The sequence below is a fragment of the Pseudacidovorax intermedius genome (genome assembly GCF_003350475.1).
GTDB lineage: Bacteria > Pseudomonadota > Gammaproteobacteria > Burkholderiales > Burkholderiaceae_C > Xenophilus > Xenophilus intermedius.
This window is the reverse complement of sequence record NZ_QQAV01000001.1, coordinates 1,270,306-1,287,305: the sequence shown is the minus strand read 5'-3', so window position 1 is coordinate 1,287,305 and position 17,000 is coordinate 1,270,306. Positions and strand designations below refer to the sequence as shown.

Below are 17,000 nucleotides of genomic sequence, written 5' to 3'. Positions count from 1 at the left end.
CCCGAGTGGCTGGGCCGGATGGACTACGCCGCCACCTTCGCCGCCATGCAGCGCTTCACCGCCGAGCGCACGCCCGAGACCGCCGACCGGCTCTGGCTCTGCGAGCACGACCCGGTCTTCACGCAGGGCCTGGCCGGCCGGCAGGACCACCTGCTGCTGCCGGGCGACATTCCCGTCATCCAGACCGACCGCGGCGGCCAGGTCACCTACCACGGCCCGGGCCAGGTGGTGGCCTATCCGCTGCTCGACCTCCGACGCGCCGGCTACTTCATCAAGGAATACGTCTACCGCATCGAGGAGTCGGTGATCGGCACGCTGGCCCACTTCGGCGTGACCGGCCACCGCGTGCCCACGGCACCGGGCATCTACGTGCGGCTGGACGACCCTTTCTCGCACGCGGCGCTGACCGGCCCCATGCCCGGCGGCGACCCTTTCCGCGGCCTGGGCAAGATCGCCGCGCTGGGCCTCAAGGTCAGCCGGCACTGCACGTACCACGGCGTGGCGCTCAACGTGGCCATGGACCTGGAACCCTATTCGCGCATCAACCCTTGCGGCTACGCAGGGCTGCGCACGGTCGACCTTTCTACAATCGGCGTCCCCGTGGCCTGGGACGATGCCGCCCAGGTACTGAGCCGGAAGCTGCAGGCCTACCTCCTGCCCTGACACCCCCCGGCCCCTCCCAGAAAGCCGCCCAATGAGCTCCACCGAAGTCGTCCGCGACGCCCAGAGCGCCGACACCTACAACCCGCTGGCCAAGCAGAAGGCTGCCGCCAAGCTCTCGCGCATTCCCGTCAAGGTCGAGCGGACGGGCGAGGTGCTCAAGAAGCCCGAATGGATCCGTGTCAAGGCCGGCAGCCCCACCACGCGCTTCTACGAGATCAAGCAGATCCTGCGCGAATCCAACCTGCACACGGTCTGCGAAGAAGCCTCCTGCCCCAACATCGGCGAATGCTTCGGCAAGGGCACGGCCACCTTCATGATCATGGGCGACAAGTGCACCCGCCGCTGCCCCTTCTGCGACGTCGGCCACGGCCGGCCGGACCCGCTGGACAAGGACGAGCCGCTCAACCTGGCCAAGACCATCGCCAAGCTGCGCCTGAAGTACGTGGTGATCACGAGCGTGGACCGCGACGACCTGCGCGACGGCGGCAGCGGCCATTTCGTGGAATGCATCCAGAAAACGCGCGAGCTCTCGCCCACGACGCAGATCGAGATCCTGGTGCCCGACTTCCGCGGCCGCGACGACCGCGCGCTGGAGATCCTCAAGGCCGCGCCGCCGGACGTGATGAACCACAACCTGGAGACCATCCCGCGCCTGTACAAGGAAGCGCGGCCGGGCTCCGACTACCAGTTCAGCCTGAACCTGCTCAAGAAGTTCAAGGCGCTGCATCCCAATGTTCCGACCAAGAGCGGCATCATGGTCGGCCTGGGCGAGACCGACGAAGAGATCCTGCAGACCATGCGCGACATGCGCGCGCACGACATCGACATGCTGACCATCGGCCAGTACCTCGCGCCCAGCAACAGCCACCTGCCGGTGCGCCGCTACGTGCACCCGGACACCTTCAGGATGTTCGAGGAAGAGGCCTACAAGATGGGCTTCAGCCATGCCGCCGTGGGCGCCATGGTGCGCTCGAGCTACCACGCCGACCAGCAGGCCGGCCATGTGCTGGCGGGCGCCGAAGCCGCGCCTGCGGCCTGATCCGCCTGCGTCGCTTCTTCGCATGAGCCTGGCTGCCGCGCCCGCGCGCACGGCCCTGCCGGCAGCCGAAGCGCGCGCATGATCTCCACCACCGCGCTGCGCTACTTCGTCGAGGCGGTGCGCTGCGGTTCGATCCGTGCCGCCTCCGAGATCCTCTTCGTCGCGCCCTCGGCCATCAGCCGCCAGATCGGCCTGCTCGAAGAGACGCTGGGCGCGCCACTGCTGGAGCGCAGTCGGGGCCGTTCCACGCTCAAGCTGACGGCCGCGGGCGAGCTGCTGATGCGCTATGCCAAGAGCGTGGACAGCGAATCGCGGCGCCTGCGCTCCGAGATCGAAGCCATCCAGGGCCTGCGCCGCGGCCACGTCAACCTGGGCATTCCGGAATCGCTGATCCGCGACTTCATGCCCGGCTTCATGGCCCGCTTCACGCGGCGCTTTCCGGGCTTCACCTTCAATGTGCAGGTCTACAACAGCCCGCAGCTGATCGAGATGCTGGTGGACGACCGGCTGGACCTGTGCCTGACCTTCGGCAACGTCACCCACCAGGACGCGACCATTGCCTACCAGCGCCTGCTGCCGCTGTACGTGTACGTGAGCGCCGACCACCCGCTGCACGGACGGGAGACGCTGCGCCTGTCGGACTGCGCCGAACACGGCCTGGCCCTGCCCGACGCCACCATGTGGACCAAGCAGCAGTACGACGAGATGCTGGCCAAGGCCAAGATCCGGCCCAGGCTCGTGCTGGAGACCAATTCCTACGAACTGCTGCGCAACGTGTCGGCCGAGGGCATGGCGCTGTCCATCCTCACGCCGCCGCTGCAGGACACGCAGCACCTGGCCGGCCGCGGCCGCTACGTGCTGCTGAAGGACCCGCGGGCCAAGCCGCAGCGCTTTTCGCTGTGCGTGCACCGGGGCCGCAACCTGCCGCTGCCGGTGACCACCTTCATCAACGAACTGACGGCCGAGCTGGAGCAGCTGGAGCCCGAATCTGCCGCGGCCGCCGTGCGGCCCGGCCGCTGACCCGGGCCGGGCGCCGGCACGCGGCGCCGCACCCTCAGCCGGCCGCTTCCTCGGCCGCCAGCTCCGCCGGCGTCTTGTACTTCTGCACCGAGGCGAAGCGGCTCACCAGGTACTCGCCCGACTTGATGGGCGCATGCCGCGGCGCCTCGCCCGGCTCCACGAAGCCGGGCAGGCAGGCCACGGGCGTGTCGTAGTCCAGGTTGAAGAAGGTCGGGATCGAATAGCGCTCGCGGCCGGTGCGATTGGCCACGCGGTGCAGGTTGGAGACATAGCGGTCGTTGGTCCACACCTTCACCAGGTCGCCCAGGTTCACCACCAGCGTGCCCTCGATGTAGGGCGCGGCCACCCATTCGCCGGCCTTGGTGCGCAGCTCCAGGCCGCCGATCGGGTCCTGCACCAGCAGGGTCAGCATGCCGTAGTCGGTGTGGGCAGCGGCGCCCAGTTCCAGCTGCGTCGGCGACTCCTGCGGCGGGTAGTGGAAGAGCCGCGCCTGCACCATCGGCTTGCGGGCGTACTGCAGGAAGAACTCCTCCGGCTGGCCAAGGGCCAGTGCAAACACGCGCAACAGGCGCTTGCCCAGCGCGATGGTGTGGTTGAAGTAGGCCATGGCGGCCTCTTCCAGCCAGGGCTTGTCGGCCGGCCAGCGGTTGGGACCGTGCAGCGGGCGACCGGCCTGCACGTCGGCGTCAGAGAGCGGCAGGTCCAGGCCCAGCTCGTAGCTTTCCTTCAGGTCCGGCTTGTGGCCCGGATGCTGCGTCACGCCGATGGGCATGAAACCGCGGCGGAAGCGCTCGTCGATCTTGTCCTTCAGGCGCTCCTCCATCGGCAGCGACATGTAGCGGCGGGTGGCGTCGAACACGGCGTCGATGACGGACTGCGGCACGCCGTGGTTCTTCACGTAGAAGAAGCCGGTGTGCGTGCAGGCCTCGCGGAACTGAGCCACCAGCGGCGCGATATCGCCGCCGGCGATCCATTCGCCCAGGTCGAGGACGGGCATTTCCTGCGCCGAGGCACGGCGGGGCGCGACCACCGCGTGGTCGTTCGATTCGTTCATGGGAGGCTCCTTGGGTTTTTGGGAGAGCGCGCGGCCTGGACGGCCTGGCTAGCTGCCGCGCGAGAGATCGGTGAAGGCGTCGGCCCAGAAGATCACGCGGCGTGCGATCCAGCGCACCGCGGCATGCAGCACGATGCCGATGAGCGAGAGCACGATGAGGATGGCGAACATGCCCGCCGCATCCATCGAGAAGTTGCGCTGCAGGATCAGGTAGCCCAGCCCCGCCTGCGCGCCGACGAACTCGCCCACGATGGCACCGATGACCGACAGCACGATGCCGATGTCCAGCCCCGCGAACACATAGGGCAGCGCATGCGGCAGTCGCACCATGCGGAACACATGCCAGCCCGAGGCGGTAAAGGCGCGCATCAGGTCGATCTGCTCGCGCGGTGCCGAGCGCAGGCCGACGATGGTGTTGGCCAGCACCGGAAAGAACACGATGGTGGCGGTGATGATCACCTTCGACGTGGTGCCGAAGCCGAACCACAGCACGAACAGCGGCGCCACCGCCACCTTGGGCACGGTCTGGAAGGCCACCACGTAGGGATAGAGCACCGCCTCCAGCAGCGCGCTCTGGCCGATCAGCGCACCCAGCACGAAGCCGGCGAGCGCCCCGGCCGCGAAGCCGGCCAGGATCTCGTAGAGCGTGACCCACAGGTGCGTCGGGATGTCGCCCGAGGCGATGCCGTCGTAGAGCGCCTGCACCACCGCCAGCGGGCCGGGGAAGATCAGGTGCGACACGTCGAGTGCTGTGACCGCCAGCTGCCAGGCGGCCACCACCGCCACGAACACGGCAACGATGAGCACGCGCCGGCGCATCGGTGTGAGGCCGGTGGCGCGCGCAGGCGCGGTCTCGGCGGCCTCGGCCACGGCGGCGCCGGGCGGCACGGAAGAAGTCAGGGTGTCGGCCATCAGTCCAGCCCTCCGCTGGCATGCAGGTTCGCGCGGATGCCGGACACGTAGGTGCCGAAGCGCTCGGTGTTGATCAGGTCCAGGGTGCGCGGCGAGGGCAGGTCCACCTCCACCACCTGGGTCACCCGGCCGGGCCGCGGCGACATGACGATCACCCGGTCGCCCAGGAAGACCGCCTCGGGGATGCTGTGCGTGACCAGCATGATGGTCGCGCCGGTGCGCTCGCGCAGCTTGAGCAGCTCCGTGTTCATGGTTTCGCGCGTCATGGCGTCGAGCGCGCCGAAGGGCTCGTCCATGAGCAGCAGCAGCGGGTCGTTGACCAACGCCCGGGCAATGCCTACGCGCTGCTGCATGCCGCCCGACAGCTCGCTGGGGTACTTCGTCTCGAAGCCGGACAGGCCCACCAGCTGCAGGTAGTGCCGCGCCCGTTCGCGCGCGGCGGCGCGGTCGCGGCCCTGGATCTCGGCCGGCACCAGCACGTTGTCGAGGATGTTGCGCCAGGGCAGCAGCACCGGCGACTGGAACACCACGCCCACGTCGCGGCTGGAACCGGCATGTGGCCGGCCGCCCAGCTCCACCTGGCCGCGGCTGGCGCGCTCCAGGCCGGCCAGGATGCGCAGCAGCGTGCTCTTGCCGCAGCCGCTGGGGCCGACGACGGTGACGAACTCGCCGCGCCGCACGCTGAAATGCACGTCGTGCAGGGCGACCACGTCGCCACCGTCCTTGGAGCGGAAGGTCTTGTGCAGGCCGCCGAAGCGGAAGGCCGGGGGCGCCTCGGGCGCGAGGGTCGCGCTCATTCGGCCTCCTGGGGAAGAGGCGACATCGCGGCGACCTGGGCATCGGCCTCGGCCAACGCCACCCAGTCGTCGATGGCCGCCAGCGCCTGGGCGCGCTGCGCCTCGGTCATGAAGGCGGCCTCGAAGCTCTGGCGCGCCAGTTGCGCCAGCTCCGCCTGCGTCAGGCCCAGCGCCTGCTGGCAGGCGAGGTAGTTGTCGTTGACGTAGCCGCCGAAGTAGGAGGGGTCGTCGGAATTGACCGTGACGCACAGGCCGGCGTCCATCAACTGCTTGAGCGGATGCACCGCCATGTCCGTGACCACCTGCAGCTTGAGGTTGGACAGCGGGCACACCGTGAGCGGGATGCGGCGGAGGGACAGCTCCTTCACCAGCGCCGCGTCCTCCAGGCAGGCATTGCCGTGGTCCAGCCGGTCCACCTGCAGCAGCTCGACCGCCTCGCGCACGTAGGCGGCCGGGCCCTCCTCGCCGGCATGGGCCGTCACCTTGAAGCCCAGCTCGCGGCAGCGGGCGAAGAAGCGCTCGAACTTCGAGGGCGGGTGGCCCAGCTCGGCGCCGCCAAGGCCGAAGCCCAGGATGCGGCCGTACCACGGCTCGGCCTCGGCCAGCAGCGCCATCGCTTCCTCTTCGCTGCGGTGACGCTGGGCGACCAGGATCAGGCCGCTGGTGATGCCGTCCTCGGCCTCGGCCGCTTCCATGGCCGACAGCACGCCCTGCATCACCACGGCCAGCGGCACGCCGCGCATGGTGTGGCCCTGCGGCCCCAGGAACATCTCGGCATGCCGCACGCCGTCGGCATGGGCGCGGCGCAGGTAGTCGCGCGTCACCTCGTGGAAGTCGGCCACCTGCAGCAGCACGCGGCAGCCGTCGTAGTACAGGTCCAGGAAGTCCTGCAGCCGGGTGAAGCGGTAGGCGTCGCGCAGCTCGGCCTCGGTCTGCCAGCGGATGGCCACGCCGTTGCGGCGGGCCAGGGCCAGCATCAGCGCCGGCTCGATGGAGCCTTCGATGTGCATGTGCAGCTCGGCCTTGGGCAGGCCGGCGATGAACTGTTCAGGCGTCATATCAGCCAGCCTTGCAGGCCTTGGCGGCGTCGATCACGGCCTGGTGGTCGAAGCGGTTGATCGCCTCCACGAAGCCGGGCTTGAGGTAGAGCATCGACTCGACCGGCACCGTGCGCTTGATCAGTCCCTCGCCCTGCATGAAGTCCTGCATGCGGCCGTAGGCAGCCGGGTCCATCGCGCCGATCAGCTTGCCGCCGTTCATGGCGTGCGCGGCCTTCATGGTGTCCAGCTGCGTGTTGAGCAGGGCCAGGTCCCACTTGGCCAGCGTGGCCTCGTCGGCGCCGGTGGGCTTGGTGGAGGGGAAGTTCTTCCAGTGGATGCGGCGGGCGCAGTCCGGGTTGGTCCAGGCGAAGAGCGTGGCCTTGGCAGCGCCGCGCGAGATGGCCTCCACCATCGCCGGGTCGGCATCGATGGTCTTCTGCATGGTGGCGAAGGTGAAGTCGGGCAGCGCGCGCCAGGCCGGCGCATACAGCACCCGCAGCGGCGTGCCGGCGTTCTGGAAGCCGGTGAGCGCCGACCCCCAAAACATCAGGGCCTGCACCCGGTCGCTCTTGAGCGCTTCGAGCGCGGGCGCACCGGCGCCGGTGGCGATGATCTGCACGTCCTTGTCGGGGTCGATGCCGTTGGAGCGCAGGTAGCCCTTGAGCAGGGGCACGCCGCCGGTGCCCAGGCTGAAGATGCCGATCTTCTTGCCCTTGAGGTCGGTCACGCTCTTGATGGGGCCGTCCTGCGTGACGCCGATGCCCCAGTCGATGACACCGGTGCCCATGAGGCCGCGCACGGCGACGTTGTTGTCGGTGTTGGCCTGGATCAGGCCGGTGGAGTTGACCTGCGCGAACTCCACGCCGCCGGCCACCATCTGCTGGATGCCCTGCAACGAGCCGCCCACCGTGACCACCTTGACGTCGTAGCCCTCCTCCTTCCAATAGCCCAGCGCGATGGGCAGCGTGAGCCAGGGATAGGTGACGTTGACCACCTGCGTGCCCAGGGCGATGGTGACGGGCTTGAGCGGCTTGGCCGGTGCCTGCGCATGGGCAGGCGCCAGCGCCGCGAGGGCGGCTGCCAGACCCAGGGCCAGGCGGGCAAAACCAATGCGCAGAGCGGTTGTCGTGGGGGAGAGCATGCGGGGTCCTCTGTCTTGATGCAGGAAAAGATAGCACCCGTGAAGTTCACCTTGGCATCAGATTTCAGCAATTCATGTACTGATTTTTTGCACATTGAAATGCGCCTCGTCGCGGGGCTTTCGGGTGGCAGCCCGCGCGCACCCGGGGCCCTCGCTACAGTGCCGGGCTCGCCGGACCCGCCATGCTTGCCATCCTCTCCATCACCGTTCCCATCTACCTCGCCATCGCCGCCGGCTGGCTGGTCACCCGCGGCGGCCTGTTCGCGCGGGGCGACATGCGGGTGCTGGGCCTCTTCGTCATCCGGCTGGCGCTGCCGGCCCTGCTGTTCAGCGCGCTGGTGCAGCGGCCGGCGGGCGATGTGCTCAACCTGCGCTACATGCTGCTGTATGCGCTCGGCTCGCTGCTCACGCTTTTCGTGGGCCGCTGGTGGGCCGGGCGGCAGGCGCCGGCCGGCAGCCCGGTGCCGGCGCTCATGGCCATGGGCATGAGCTGCCCCAACAGCGGCTTCGTGGGCTACCCCATCCTGTCGATGGTGATCGCACAGACGGCCGGTCTGGTGCTGGGCCTGAACATGATCGTGGAGAACCTGCTGCTGGTGCCGCTGGCCATGGCGCTGGCCGATGCCGCCGATGGCCGTGGCGACTGGCGCCTCACGCTGCGGCGCACCGCGCACAGCCTGGCGCGCAATCCCATGATCTGGGCCATGGCCGCGGGCGTGGCCGTGGCGCTGACCGGCCTGCGCCTGCCGGCGCCGCTGCTTCGCACCGTCGGCCTGTTCGCGCAGGCCAGCGCGGCGCTGTCGCTGTTCGTGATCGGCGGCTCACTGGTGGGACTGGGCCTGGCGGGCATGCGCCGCCAGGTGCTGCGCATCGCGGCCGGCAAGCTGCTGCTGCATCCGGCCTTGATGCTGGCCGTGCTCCTGGCGGCCGAGGCGCTGGGCATGCCGCCCATGGAGCCCGCGCTGCGCCTGGCGCTGGTGCTGTCGGCGGCTGCGCCCATGCTGAGCATCTATCCGATCCTGGCCCAGCCGCATGGCCAGGATTCGCTGGCGGCCGCCTCGCTGCTGGCCACGACGGCGCTGTCCTTCTTCACCATCAGCGCGCTGCTCGCGGTGCTGCCGCACGCGCTCGGCATGTAGCAGCGGCCCGCCAGGCCCTGCCGCGCCCGCGCGAGGCATCGCGGGGTCCATTCAAATTTCCTCCGACTTTGCCCCCGACCATTCGTCCACGCCGGTTTCCTGCCGGCGTCCATGGTTCCAGCCGACGGCTGGCCGTGGCTCGAAAGGAACGGAGCAAGAATGAAGAACACCCTCGTCGCCCTGGCCTGCGGCGCGCTCGCCGGGGCCGCCTCGGCCCAATCGTCTGTCACACTCTTCGGCACCATCGACACGGGGCTGAGCTACCAGTCGGCCACGGCCACCGACGCCACCACCGGCCTCACCACGCGCCAGAGCCGGACCAGCCTGGGCAACTCGGGCTATGGCAACAGCAGCCTGGGCCTGCGGGGCGTGGAAGACCTCGGCGGCGGGCTGGCGGCCAGCTTCTGGCTGGAGGCACCACTGTCCACGGATGACGGTGCCAACAGCCTCGCGTTCACGCGGCGTTCGACGGTCAGCCTGTCGGGCGCCTTCGGCGAATTGCGTCTGGGTCGCGACCGCACCGCCAACTCCCTCAACGACACGATCTTCGACCCCTTCGGCGGCAACGGCTCGGGCGCGAACATCATGGGTGCGGTGAGCTCGGCCGACACCGGCCTGGCGACCAACTACCTGCGCGCCAGCAACATGGTGAGCTACTTCCTGCCGGCCACGCTGGGCGGCTTCTACGGCCAGGTGCAGTACGCGGCGCACGAGAACGTCGACAGCAGCACCAGCCTCACCGGCACCAGCGACGCCGGCCGCTACACCGGCGCGCGCTTCGGCTATGCCAATGGGCCGCTGGACATCGCGCTGGCCTCCGGCCAGACCACCGTGACCGACAGCGGCAGCCTCACCCGCACCGTGCGCCGCAGCAACCTGGGCGCCACCTACGACTTCGGGCCGGTCAAGCTCTTCGGCGAACTCTCCAACGTGCGCGACCGCTCCGACACGCTGCAGACCTCGCTCAGCAACAACTACGACGGCTACCTGATCGGCGCCAGCATGCCGGTGGGCGCGGGCCTGATCCGCGCCTCCTACGGCCAGGTGCGCTACGACGAAGGATCGCTCGCGCCGCTCTACGGCGACGCGCCGCGCTCGCGCAAGCTGGCCCTGGGCTACGTGCACAACCTGTCCAAGCGCACGTCGCTCTACGCCACCGTGGCCCGCATCAGCAACCGCAACGACAGCGCCTATACGGGCAGCCTCTCGGCGGCCGCCACCACCGGCTACGGCTCGGTGGGCGTGGGCTACAGCGGCCTGCCCAAGTCGTCCACGGGCTACGACTTCGGCATCCGCCACAACTTCTGATCGGAGGCCATGGTGAGAGCTGGAGCCCGCACCGACGCCACCGGCTGGCGACCCGCGCCGGTGCCCCTGCCCGCGGAAATGCCACCGGGCGACACGACGGCCGACCTGCGCGCCGTGCTGGCCGCCATGGCGGCCGGGCCGCGCCTGGCGCCGGGCGTGTCCGTCGACTGGCAGTTGCCCGCCCATGCCCTGTGGGTCGCCATGGCGCCGGGCGGCCTGGCGCAGGCACTGGGCCGCCTGCTGGCGCTGGCCGCCGAACTGCTGGCGCCCGCTGGCGGCGTGCTGCGTGTGCACGCACGCGCCGAAGGCAGCACCGCCGCCGTGTCGGTGGTGGACGAACCGGCAGACCGGCAGCCACCCGTGCTGGCCCGGCGCGTGCACGGCTTCTCGCAGGCCGTGCATCCCGAGCGCGACGCCGCGCTGCGGCCGCTGGCCGAATGCGCGCAGGCCATCGATGCCCACCGCGGCCGCCTCTATGCCGCCCCGTCGGCCTGGGGCGCGATGGGGGCCACGCTGCGACTTCCCCTCGCACCATCCGTGAAGGAGCAAGCCTGATGTCCCTCTTGAAGCAACCCGGCCGGGGCTATCGCGCCCTGGGCCCGGTCACCGCCCTCGTCGGCGTGTTCAGCGGCGCATGGCTCAGCTGGAGCCCCTGCACCGCCGATCCGCACCCGAGCCACCAGGATTTGTTTACCCTCGGACCCATCGTCCAGCACGCCCCTCCGCCCGGCGAGCTGCCCTGGCCCTTTCCGCCGCCGGCCCGGCCGGCGGCCGTCCAATGCCACGCCTGACGCTCACCCGCAAACTGTTCCTGGCTTTGGCCACCTTGCTGCTCACGCTGCTGGTGGCCTTTGCCGTTTCTTCGATGCTCTCGCTGCGAAGTGGCCTGGGGCCCTACGTGGCCGAGATCGAGATCCGCCGCCTGAGCTGGCTGGCCGAGCGGCTGCAGCAGCACTACGTGGCCAACGGCAACTGGTCGCGCCTGCGCGGCAACGAGGAGGCGTGGAACCGGCTCCAGCGCGGCGAGGTGGACCCGGCCTCGTTGGCGCCGCGGGAGCGTCCGTCCAGCTTCTGGGACCGGTCCTCGCGCGGTGGCGGCTGGGCTCTGCCTTTCGGCGAGGACCGCGAGCCCCCCTCGCCGCTGGAGCCAGGCGGCCGGATCGCGCCGCCCTGGTTCTTTCCCTTTCCCCGCGGCGAGGGTGGTCCGCCCGACCTGATCTTCAAGCGCTTGGCGGTGGTCGACACGGCCGGCAAGCTGGTCGTGGGCGCCAAGGTGGACCCGACCACCGCGGCGCACCTGCCCATCCGCAGCGGCACGGTCATCATCGGCCAGCTGCTGCTGGCGCCCATGCAGGGCCTGGAGCACGAAGCCGACCGCGCCTTCCTGGCGCGGCATTCGGGCTTCATCGCGCTGGCGGGTGCGGTGGGCCTCGTGGCCGCGTTGCTGATCGCAGGACTGGTCGGCCGGCGGTGGCTGGCGCCCATCGACGACCTCACCCACGCGGCCCGGGCCGTGGCCCGCGGCCGGCTGGGCACGCGGGTGCGTGTGCAGGGGCAGGACGAGCTGGCCCTGCTCGGCCGCACCTTCAACACCATGGCCGACCGCCTGGACAAGGCCGAAGCCGGCCGGCGCGCCTGGCTGGCCGACGTGGCGCACGAGCTGCGCACCCCCCTGGCGGCCATGCGGGCCGAGATCGAGGCCATCCAAGACGGCGTGCGCAGCTTCGACGACCGCACGGCCCTGCGGCTGCATCGGCAGGTGATGCGCCTGACCCAGCTGGTGGACGACCTGCGCCACAGCATGGACAGCCATGGCACCGCGCTGCGCGAGCACGCGCCCACCTACCCACTCACGTTGCTGCAGGAGGCATTGGCCGCCACGCGCGACCGCTTTGCGCAGGCCGGCATCAAGGTCGAGGCCGACGGCGTGCGCAGACTGGCCGAGGAGCGGGCGCCCCGCGTGCTGGGCGAGGCCCGCAAGCTCAGCCAGGTGTGGATCAATCTCCTGGAGAACACGCTCGCCTACACCGATGCGGGCGGCCGCCTCGCCATCGAGGCCCGCATCGACCGGGTGGACGGCGCGCCGGCGCTGGTCGTGCAGCTGGACGACAGCGCCCCCGGCGTGACCGAGGACGAGCTGCCGCGCCTGTTCGACCGCCTGTTCCGCGCCGAGGCCTCACGCAATCGCGCGCTGGGCGGCTCGGGCCTGGGCCTGGCCATCTGCCGCGCCATCGTCGACGCCCACGGCGGCGACATCGAGGCCGGAGCCTCGCCGCTGGGCGGCCTGCGCATCACCCTCTTCCTTCCCCTTTCGGACACCGAACCCTCATGACCCGCATCCTCATCGTCGAAGACGAAACCGACATCGCCGACGTGCTGCGCGACTACCTGCGCCGCGAGGGCCACCAGACCGACCACGTGGCCGACGGCCGCGAGGCCCTGCGCCACATGCTGGAGACCCCGCCCGACCTCACGCTGCTGGACGTGATGCTGCCGGGCCTGGACGGCCTGTCCGTGCTGCAGCAGGCGCGGGTGCACACGCAGCACCCGGTGATCATGCTCACGGCCCGCACCGAAGAGGTCGACCGCCTGCTGGGCCTGGCCCACGGCGCCGACGACTACGTGTGCAAGCCCTTCTCCCCGCGCGAGGTGGTGGCGCGTGTGGCCGCGGTGCTGCGCCGCACGCGCGCACCGCAGGAGGTGGCCGCCGCCGCGCACGGCATGGAACTGGACGAGAGCTGCTGGCATGCCTCCCTGGGCGGGCAGCCGCTCAACCTCACGCGGCGCGAGTTCTCGCTGCTGCGCGTGCTGGCCCGGCAGCCGGGACGCATCTTCTCGCGCGCACGGCTGCTGGAGCTGGCCTATGAAGACGATGTCGACGTCACCGAGCGCGCCATCGACAGCCATGTGAAGAACCTGCGGCGCAAGCTGTCGCAGGCGGCGCCCGAGCACGAGTGGATCCGCTCGGTCTACGGCGTGGGCTTCTCCTTCGAGCCGCCTCCAGCGCCGGCCGCACCCCGCGGCTGAGCGGCCGCGCGTCCCGTGCCGAGTGCCGAGTGCCGAGTGCCCGGCGCCAGGCAAGTGTGGCGGACGCGCGTCGGTCTGCGGCGGGATGTGCACTTTGCCACCCCGCTGCGCAATGCCTCCCAGGTCGGCGCCAACACTGATGTCTTCCTCGACACACCCAGAAGGGACGCAAGACATGGCTTTATTCCGACCACTCGCCGCCGCAGGGGCCGCCCTGCTCGCCGCCGGACTTTCCGGCTGCATCATGCTGCCGCCCCCCCCGCCACCGCAGGCCCATGCCCAGTGCATGATGCGCCCCGCCGGCGGCCCGCCGATGCCGCGCCCCGACGCGGAGGCGGGCTGCGGCGCGCCACGCCCTGGACCGGGCATGGGCATGGGCTTCGGTGAAGGCGCCATGCCGCGCGGTGGCATGTCCATGCCCTGACGGGCGCCGCCACGCATCTGGGGCACACTCCGGGCCCCCATGCGCGCTGCCTTCCTGATCGCCCCCGCCACCCTCGCCCAGCACCTGCCCGCCGCCGCCTACCAACGGGGCCTGGACGCCTACCGGCGCCAGCAGGTCGTCAGCCATTCGCTCGCACCGGCCAGCCGCAGCGAATGGCGCATCGAGGGCGAGGTGCAGGGCGAGGACCGGCAGTTGCACGAATGCAGCGTGCTGCTGGAGCTGGACGAGGACGGCCGCATCGCCAGCTTCGGCAGCGACTGCAGTTGCGCCGCCGGCAGCCGCTGCCGGCATGCGGTGGCCCTGACGCTCAAGGCCGCCTACCAGAGCGGCACCGTGCGCGGCGCCGAGCCGCCCTCCCCGCCGCGGCCCCCAGCGCCGACCGCACCCGCGGGACTGCCGCCCTCGATGGGCCTGTTCGACGAGCTGGCGCCCCCGCCCGCCGCGCCCGAGAGCGATCCCCCCCTTTACCTGCTGCAGGAAAGCCGCCGCAGCCCGCGCGAGCCGGCACGGCCGCTGCTGGCCTGGCGGCTGGCCCGGCCGCTCAAGCGTGGCGGCTGGGGCCGGCTGCGCTCGCCCGATGCCGATGCCATGGTGCGGCTGGGCCTGCCCGGCGGCGGGCTCTCCGAGGCCGACCGCGAGTGCCTGGCCCACATCGGGCGGCTCGGCGGTGCCTTCTACCTGCACACCGCCAGCGGCCTGCTGCAGGGCGCCGAGGCACCCGCCGCGCTGCAGGCCGCGGCCCGCACCGGCAAGCTCTTCCTGGCCGATGCCGAAGGCCGGCCGCAAGGCGCGCCACTGCGCTGGGGCACGCCGCGTGCCATCGGCTGGCACTGGGCGCCGGCCACGCTGGGCGATGCGCCGGCCTGGGCCCTGCAGGCGGTGCTGGCCGAGCCGGGGGAAGGCCGCACGCTGTATGCCGTGCTGCCGCCGCTCTACTTGGATCGCGCCAGCGGCGAATGCGGCCCGGTCGAGGCGCCCGGCCTGTCGGCCGCGCAGCTGACGCAACTGCTCACCCTGGGCCCGCTGCCGCAATCCGCCTTCGACGATGCCGAGGCCGACCTGCTGCCGCGCCGGCTGGGCCTGCCGCTCCCGGCCAGCGCCGACCATCCCGAGCCCTGGCCGCACGGCCAGCCCCAGCCCTGCCTGCGGCTGCGGCCGGTGCCGCCGGCCGAGCGCGCCGCGCGCGGCCTGCTCGTCGCACTGCTGGACTTCGACTACGGCGGCCTGCGCGGCCACTGGCCGGAGCATCCAGCGCGGTTGCTGGCCGAGCACAACGGGCGCCGCGTGCTGCTGCAGCGCGACCTGGCCGCCGAGCAGTGGGCGCGCCAGCGCCTGCAGGCGCTGGACCTGTCGGTCGACACGCTCGGCCGCTGGCACGGTGCCTCGGCGGCACGCTGGCTGGACTGGGCCGTGAGCGGCTGGGCCGCACTGACGAATGCCGGCTTCCGTGTCGAGCCCGACCCCGCCCTGCGCGGCCTGGCCGAGCCGCCCCAGGCGCTGGCGCTGCGCATCGTGGAAGGAACGCCCGAGGACGCCGCGCCCGCTGGCGAAGCCCCGGACGAGCGTTCCGCCTCGCCCTGGTTCGAGCTGTCGCTGGGCATCGAGATCGACGGCGAGCGCCACAACGTGCTGCCCTGGCTGCCGGGCCTGCTGGCGCAGATCGAACACGGCCCCGACGGACCCCAACTGCCCGACTGGCTGTGGCGCGAGCAGCCCGACGGGCGCTGGCTGCGCCTGCCCTCCGCCCCGCTCAAGCCCTGGCTGCAGGCCCTGCTCGACCTCGTGGCCGAGCGCCCCGCCCCCGACTGGGAGCAGGCCGCGACGCTGCGCCTGACGCAGGTGGAGGCCCTGCGCATCGGCGCCACGCTGGACGACGGCGCGGTGTGGGACGGCGCGGACCGCCTTCGAGAGTTGCTGCGCCAACTGGGCGGCGACGCCGCGCTGCCCACGGTGCCGGCACCGGCCGGCCTGCAGGCCGCCCTGCGTCCGTACCAGCAGCAGGGCCTGGACTGGCTGCAGTTCCTGCGCCGCCACCGGCTCGGCGGCATCCTGGCCGACGACATGGGCCTGGGCAAGACGCTGCAGACCCTGGCGCACCTGCTGCGCGAGAAGGAAGATGGCCGCCTGGACAGGCCCTGCCTGGTGCTGGCACCGCTGAGCCTGCTGGGCAACTGGCGGCGCGAGGCCGCGCGCTTCGCGCCCGCCCTGCGCACCGCCGTGTGGCACGGACCGCAGCGCCATGGCCGCGGCGGCTTCGGCGGCACGGACCTGGTCATCGCGCCCTATTCGCTGCTGCCGCGCGACCGCGTCTTCTGGCAGAAGCAGGCCTGGCACGTGGTGGTGCTGGACGAGGCGCAGCAAATCAAGAACGCAGACTCGCAGGTGGCGCAGGTGGCCGCCAGCCTGGAAGCGCGCCAGCGCGTGGCCCTGTCGGGCACGCCGCTGGAGAACCACCTGGGCGAACTCTGGAGCCTGTTCCACTTCCTCATGCCCGGCTTCCTGGGCAGCCAGGCGCGCTTCCGCGAGGTCTTCCGCACGCCCATCGAGCGGCATGGCGACAGCACCTGCCTGGAGCAGCTGCGCAAGCGCGTCACGCCCTTCCTGCTGCGGCGGACCAAGCAGAACGTGGCCAAGGAGCTGCCCGACAAGATCGAGACCCTGAGCGCCGTCACGCTCGAAGGCCCGCAGGCCGACCTGTACGAGACCATCCGCCTGGCCACCGAGCGCCAGGTGCGCGAGTCGCTGGCCGAGCGCGGGCTGGCGCGTTCGCAGATCCAGGTGCTCGATGCGCTGCTCAAGCTGCGGCAGGTGTGCTGCGACCCGCGCCTGGTCAAGTCGCTGCCGGCGGCGCAGCAGGTGCGCCAGTCGGCCAAGCTGGCATGGCTGATGGACGTGCTGCCCGAGATGCTGGAGGAAGGCCGGCGCGTGCTGCTGTTCTCGCAGTTCACCAGCATGCTGGCGCTGATCGAGTCGGCGCTGCGCGAGCGCGGCCTGCGCTGGACCACGCTGACCGGCCAGACCACCGACCGCGAGGCGGCCATCGCCCGCTTCACCCGCGGCGACGTGCCGCTGTTCCTCATCAGCCTGAAGGCCGGCGGCGCGGGCCTGAACCTGCCCGAGGCCGACACCGTCATCCACTACGACCCGTGGTGGAACCCCGCCGTCGAGGCCCAGGCCACCGCGCGTGCCCACCGCATCGGCCAGCAGCGGCAGGTGATGGTCTACAAGCTGGTGGCCGAAGGCACCATCGAGGAACGCATCCTGGCCATGCAGGCGCGCAAGGCGGCGCTGTCGCAGGGCCTGCTGGAAGGCGGCGCCAGCGGCGAGCGGCTGCTGTTCACCGAGGACGACGTGGCCTTGCTGCTGCGGCCATTGGGGAGCTGAAGCGCAGTCTGGCGGGCAAGCAGGCGACAGC

General features: G+C 71.3%; 16 protein-coding genes. 11 read left to right on the top strand and 5 right to left on the bottom strand.

What is annotated here, in order from left to right; all coding sequences use genetic code 11:
- Positions 1-18 precede the first annotated feature (18 nt).
- The 3 genes from lipB (at position 19) to DFR41_RS05730 (ending at position 2,722) form a co-directional block, all read left to right on the top strand.
- A complete protein-coding gene (gene lipB / locus DFR41_RS05740) occupies positions 19-663 on the top strand; it encodes a lipoyl(octanoyl) transferase LipB (RefSeq protein WP_114802202.1) in 645 nt (214 codons plus the stop codon).
- A 31-nt stretch (positions 664-694) separates the two neighbouring features.
- Positions 695-1,702, top strand: coding sequence for a lipoyl synthase (gene lipA / locus DFR41_RS05735; protein WP_114801990.1), 1,008 nt, complete (start codon positions 695-697; stop codon positions 1,700-1,702).
- A gap of 78 nt (positions 1,703-1,780) precedes the next feature.
- Complete coding sequence (locus DFR41_RS05730) at positions 1,781-2,722, top strand: LysR family transcriptional regulator (RefSeq protein WP_114801989.1); 942 nt, start codon at positions 1,781-1,783, stop codon at positions 2,720-2,722.
- A 34-nt stretch (positions 2,723-2,756) separates the two neighbouring features.
- Here DFR41_RS05730 and DFR41_RS05725 read toward each other — a convergent pair whose 3' ends face one another.
- Genes DFR41_RS05725 through DFR41_RS05705 form a run of 5 tightly spaced genes read right to left on the bottom strand, consistent with a single transcriptional unit; the run spans position 2,757 to position 7,666 of the window.
- The gene (locus DFR41_RS05725) at positions 2,757-3,776 is read right to left on the bottom strand and encodes an isopenicillin N synthase family dioxygenase (protein ID WP_114801988.1); all 1,020 of its coding nucleotides are present in this window, start codon (positions 3,774-3,776) and stop codon (positions 2,757-2,759) included.
- Positions 3,777-3,824: 48 nt separating this feature from the next.
- Complete coding sequence (locus DFR41_RS05720) at positions 3,825-4,688, bottom strand: ABC transporter permease (RefSeq protein ID WP_211322550.1); 864 nt, start codon at positions 4,686-4,688, stop codon at positions 3,825-3,827.
- Entirely contained in the window at positions 4,688-5,485 is a 798-nt protein-coding gene (locus DFR41_RS05715) for an ABC transporter ATP-binding protein (RefSeq protein WP_114801987.1), read from the bottom strand. The genes DFR41_RS05720 and DFR41_RS05715 overlap by 1 nt, the downstream gene beginning before the upstream one ends.
- On the bottom strand, positions 5,482-6,543 hold the full coding sequence (locus DFR41_RS05710; protein ID WP_114801986.1) for an adenosine deaminase: 1,062 nt from the start codon (positions 6,541-6,543) through the stop codon (positions 5,482-5,484). Before DFR41_RS05710 ends, DFR41_RS05715 begins: the two co-directional genes overlap by 4 nt.
- Before the next feature lies 1 nt (position 6,544).
- Complete coding sequence (locus tag DFR41_RS05705; protein ID WP_114801985.1) at positions 6,545-7,666, bottom strand: ABC transporter substrate-binding protein; 1,122 nt, start codon at positions 7,664-7,666, stop codon at positions 6,545-6,547.
- A 182-nt stretch (positions 7,667-7,848) separates the two neighbouring features.
- Here DFR41_RS05705 and DFR41_RS05700 point away from each other — a divergent pair, with 182 nt between their 5' ends.
- The 8 genes from DFR41_RS05700 to DFR41_RS05665 all read left to right on the top strand — a co-directional run bounded on the left by DFR41_RS05700 (position 7,849) and on the right by DFR41_RS05665 (position 16,969).
- Positions 7,849-8,805 carry an AEC family transporter gene (locus tag DFR41_RS05700; RefSeq protein WP_114801984.1) on the top strand — a complete coding sequence of 319 codons (957 nt, stop codon included), beginning with the start codon at positions 7,849-7,851 and terminating at the stop codon, positions 8,803-8,805.
- A 159-nt stretch (positions 8,806-8,964) separates the two neighbouring features.
- Positions 8,965-10,113: a porin gene (locus DFR41_RS05695; protein WP_114801983.1), complete on the top strand. Its 1,149-nt coding sequence runs from the start codon at positions 8,965-8,967 to the stop codon at positions 10,111-10,113.
- Positions 10,114-10,122: 9 nt separating this feature from the next.
- The gene (locus DFR41_RS05690; RefSeq protein WP_147284320.1) at positions 10,123-10,668 is read left to right on the top strand and encodes an ATP-binding protein; all 546 of its coding nucleotides are present in this window, start codon (positions 10,123-10,125) and stop codon (positions 10,666-10,668) included.
- Positions 10,668-10,904 carry a hypothetical protein gene (locus tag DFR41_RS05685; protein ID WP_017757796.1) on the top strand — a complete coding sequence of 79 codons (237 nt, stop codon included), beginning with the start codon at positions 10,668-10,670 and terminating at the stop codon, positions 10,902-10,904. Before DFR41_RS05690 ends, DFR41_RS05685 begins: the two co-directional genes overlap by 1 nt.
- Complete coding sequence (locus tag DFR41_RS05680; RefSeq protein ID WP_114801981.1) at positions 10,892-12,445, top strand: ATP-binding protein; 1,554 nt, start codon at positions 10,892-10,894, stop codon at positions 12,443-12,445. The genes DFR41_RS05685 and DFR41_RS05680 overlap by 13 nt, the downstream gene beginning before the upstream one ends.
- Positions 12,442-13,140 carry a response regulator gene (locus DFR41_RS05675; protein ID WP_017761425.1) on the top strand — a complete coding sequence of 233 codons (699 nt, stop codon included), beginning with the start codon at positions 12,442-12,444 and terminating at the stop codon, positions 13,138-13,140. Before DFR41_RS05680 ends, DFR41_RS05675 begins: the two co-directional genes overlap by 4 nt.
- Positions 13,141-13,384: 244 nt before the next feature.
- Entirely contained in the window at positions 13,385-13,564 is a 180-nt protein-coding gene (locus tag DFR41_RS05670; RefSeq protein WP_114801980.1) for a hypothetical protein, read from the top strand.
- A gap of 39 nt (positions 13,565-13,603) precedes the next feature.
- Positions 13,604-16,969 carry a DEAD/DEAH box helicase gene (locus tag DFR41_RS05665; RefSeq protein WP_114801979.1) on the top strand — a complete coding sequence of 1,122 codons (3,366 nt, stop codon included), beginning with the start codon at positions 13,604-13,606 and terminating at the stop codon, positions 16,967-16,969.
- Positions 16,970-17,000: the final 31 nt, after the last annotated feature.